Here is a 3,248-nt window from a genome sequence, read left to right on the forward strand (position 1 = left end):
CGCGGACGCGGCGGCGGAGGCCGATGACGACCTCGCTCCCCCCGTCCCGCCCGCGGGCGCCCCGGCGCAGCCGGCGAGGAGCGCGGCGAGGACGACCCCCAGCGGCAGAGCGGCCCCCATCGAGAGGAGGAGCCGCGCCCGCGTCGCGGGCAGGGGCATCGGCGAGGGCACCGGCCGGGGCGCGGACGCGGCGGGGGATGTGACGCTCGGTCGCATGCGGGGCTCCTGACTGCCGGCGGGTCCCGGTCGCCTCCCACTCCATCCGCTGCGCCCCGCACGAGGAAGGCCCTGCCCAGACGGGTCACGGCAGAGCCTGTCTCCGGCCGGGCGACGCCCGTAGCGTGGAGGGCATGGACAACCGAGCCGATGCACGCGAGTTCCTCTCGACGCGCCGCGCACGGCTCACGCCGGAGGCGGTGGGCATCGTGGCCGGCGGCCGCCGACGGGTCCCCGGCCTCCGCCGGGACGAGGTCGCGGTCCTCGCCGGCGTGAGCGTCGACTACTACACGCGCCTGGAGCGCGGGAACCTCGCCGGGGTGTCCGAGGGCGTGCTCGACGCGATAGCCCGAGCGCTCGAGATGGACCAGGCCGAGCGCGACCACCTGCACGACCTCGCCCGCGCGGCGGGGCCCGTCCCCCGCCGCACGCCGACGGGCGCGACGGCGCGGTTCCCGTCGCCGCCCGTCCAGCGCATGCTCGACGCGATGGTCGGCGCGCCCGCGATGATCACGAACACGCGCATGGACCTCGTCGCCGCCAACCGCCTCGGCTACGCCCTCTACTCCGACATGCTCCAGGGGTCCGTGCGCCCGGCCAACCACTCCCGATTCATCTTCCTCGACCCGCGGGCCCACGACCTCTACCCGGACTGGGAGCGCGCGGCGAACGTGAACGTGGCGATCCTCCGCCGCGACGCGGGACGCGATCCCCACGACGCCGGCATCGCCGCGCTCGTCGGCGAGCTGTCCATCCGCAGCGACGAGTTCCGCTCCCGCTGGGCCGCCCACGACGTCCGCCGCCACTACACGGGCGCGAAGGAGTTCCGGCACCGCGCGGTCGGGATCCTCGAGCTCGACTTCCAGGCCATGGAGCTGCAGGACGACCCCGGCCACACGATGACCGTCTACACCGCGGCGGCCGGATCCGCGACCGACGAGGGCCTGCGCCTGCTCGCCACGTGGGCGGCGACGGAGGACGTCGTGTCCCGCGCCGCCGACGCCGTGAGCTGATCCCGACCACCGCACCGACCGGCGCCGCGGGCTCGCCTGCCCCTCCGCCCCCATCCCGTCCGCTCCCGCGCCGCCCCCGAGGGCTCCGCGCCGCGCTGCCCGAGAGGCCACCCATGACGTCCCCCACCGCCCCTGTCCGCGGCGCCGCGCCCGCGCCCGCGCCCGCCGCGCCGATCCGCCGGCTGCCGCTCGTCTCGCTCGTCGTCCTCGCGACGACGGGGTTCATCCTGGTCGCGATGGAGACGATGCCCGCCGGCCTCCTCCCCGTCATGGCCGGCGGCCTCGGCACCGACGAGGGCAGCGTCGGGCTCCTCATCAGCGCCTACGCGCTCGGCACGGTCATCGTCACCGTGCCGGCCATCACCCTGACGTGCGGCATGCGCCGTCGGCCGCTCCTGGCCGTCGCCCTCGTGGGCCTCGTCCTGGCGAACGCGGTCACCGCCCTGTCCCCCGGCATCGGCGTCGCGCTCGCCTCCCGGTTCGTCGCCGGCGCGTTCTCCGGCACCATCTGGGGGATGCTCGCCGCCTACGGGCGCCGCATCAGCCCGCCCGACCGGGCCGGCCTCTCCCTCGCGATCGTCTCGGCCGGCGCACCGGTCGGGTTCGCCTTCGGCACGCCGCTCGGGGCCTTCCTCGGCACGGCCCTCGACTGGCGCTGGTCCTTCGCGGGGCTCAGCCTCCTCGGCGTCGTGGTCCTCGCCCTGGTCCTCACGGTCGTGCCGGACGCGCCCGCGGTCCCCGCCACGGTGCGCCTGCCGCTCCGCCGGGTGATCCGCATCCCCGGCATCGCGATGATCCTCGCCGTCATCGCCGCGTGGATGGTCGCCCACAACACCGTCTACACCTACATCGCGCCCTACCTCCGCGCGGGCGGCTCCGGGCTCGGCGCCGACGTGACGCTCCTCGTCTACGGGGTCGCGTCCATCGGCGGCATCGTCCTCACCGGCGCGCTCCTCGACCGGCACCCGCGCCAGGTCGTGCACGGCAGCGTCGCCGTCTTCGTCCTCGCGGGCGCGATCCTCCTCGTGGGCGGCGCCTCCGCCCCCGCGGTGCTCGCGGCGGCCGTACTGTGGGGCCTCGCCTTCGGCGGCTCGTCGGCGCAGATGCAGGCGGCGCTGACGACCGCGGGCGGCGACGACGCGGACGTCGCGAACTCGTTCCTCCCCGTGGCCTTCAACGTCGCGATCTTCGCCGCCGGCATCCTGGGCGCGGGCCTCCTCTCCCGGACGGACGCGCTCGTGCTGCCCGGCGTGATGGTCGGCTTCGGCGTCGTGGCCCTCCTCCTCACGCTCCGCGGGCGCCGCGACGCGTTCCCCGTCCGGTTCTGACGCCCGGGCGCCACGCCGCCCCCCGAGGCGCGCGGCGCCTCCCGGTAGCGTCGGGGTCATGCGCCTGATCCTGATCCGCCACGGCCAGACGAGCTCGAACGTCGCCGGCCTCCTCGACACCCGCATCCCCGGCCCCGGGCTCACCGCGCTCGGCCGCACCCAGGCGTCGCTGCTGCCGGGTGCGCTCCAGGGCGAGGACATCGGCCGGATCCACGTCTCCACGATGCGGCGCACGCACGAGACGGCCGCGCCGCTCGCGCGGGCGCTCGGCCTCACGCCGGTCGAGAGCGCGGGCATCCGCGAGATCTCCTCCGGCGAACTCGAGATGCGCGGCGACCGGGCGGCCGTCACGGAGTACGTCGAGACGATGGTCCGGTGGGTCGACGGCGAGCACGACCTGCGCCTGGCCGGCGGCGAGACGGGGCGCGGGTTCGCGGCCCGGTTCGACGCCGTCGTCGCCGAGGCGGAGGCCTCGGGGCACGGCACGGTCGCGCTCGTCAGCCACGGCGCCGCCATCCGCTCGTGGACGGGCCTCCGCGCGCACGGCGTCGACGCGGCCTTCGTCGCCGACCACCCGCTCGAGAACACGGGCGTCGTCGTCCTCGTCGGATCGGGGACGGACTGGGAGCTCGAGTCCTGGGAGGGCGAGCCCGCGGCGGGCGCGGGAGCGGACGCCCCGTCCGGGCCGGCG

Annotated in this window: 3 protein-coding genes; all 3 read left to right on the forward strand. The window is 76.6% G+C overall.

All coding sequences use genetic code 11. From position 1 onward, the window contains the following. Positions 1-350: 350 nt before the first annotated feature. The gene (locus tag Q6969_RS14480; RefSeq protein ID WP_317231075.1) at positions 351-1,229 is read left to right on the forward strand and encodes a helix-turn-helix transcriptional regulator; all 879 of its coding nucleotides are present in this window, start codon (positions 351-353) and stop codon (positions 1,227-1,229) included. Positions 1,230-1,342: 113 nt separating this feature from the next. Further along, positions 1,343-2,557: an MFS transporter gene (locus tag Q6969_RS14485; protein ID WP_317231076.1), complete on the forward strand. Its 1,215-nt coding sequence runs from the start codon at positions 1,343-1,345 to the stop codon at positions 2,555-2,557. Between the two features lie 58 nt (positions 2,558-2,615). Beyond that, the coding region (locus Q6969_RS14490; protein ID WP_317231077.1) for a histidine phosphatase family protein at positions 2,616-3,248 on the forward strand (633 nt) is incomplete at its 3' end.

This window comes from Clavibacter sp. MX14-G9D, from assembly GCF_032917815.1.
GTDB lineage: Bacteria > Actinomycetota > Actinomycetes > Actinomycetales > Microbacteriaceae > Clavibacter > Clavibacter michiganensis_K.

What these genes read in the sequence shown, in the direction of transcription:
- Q6969_RS14480 (WP_317231075.1), top strand. Translation starts at nt 351, where the DNA reads ATGGACAACCGAGCCGATGCACGCGAGTTCCTCTCGACGCGCCGCGCA.
- Q6969_RS14485 (WP_317231076.1), top strand. Translation starts at nt 1,343, where the DNA reads ATGACGTCCCCCACCGCCCCTGTCCGCGGCGCCGCGCCCGCGCCCGCG.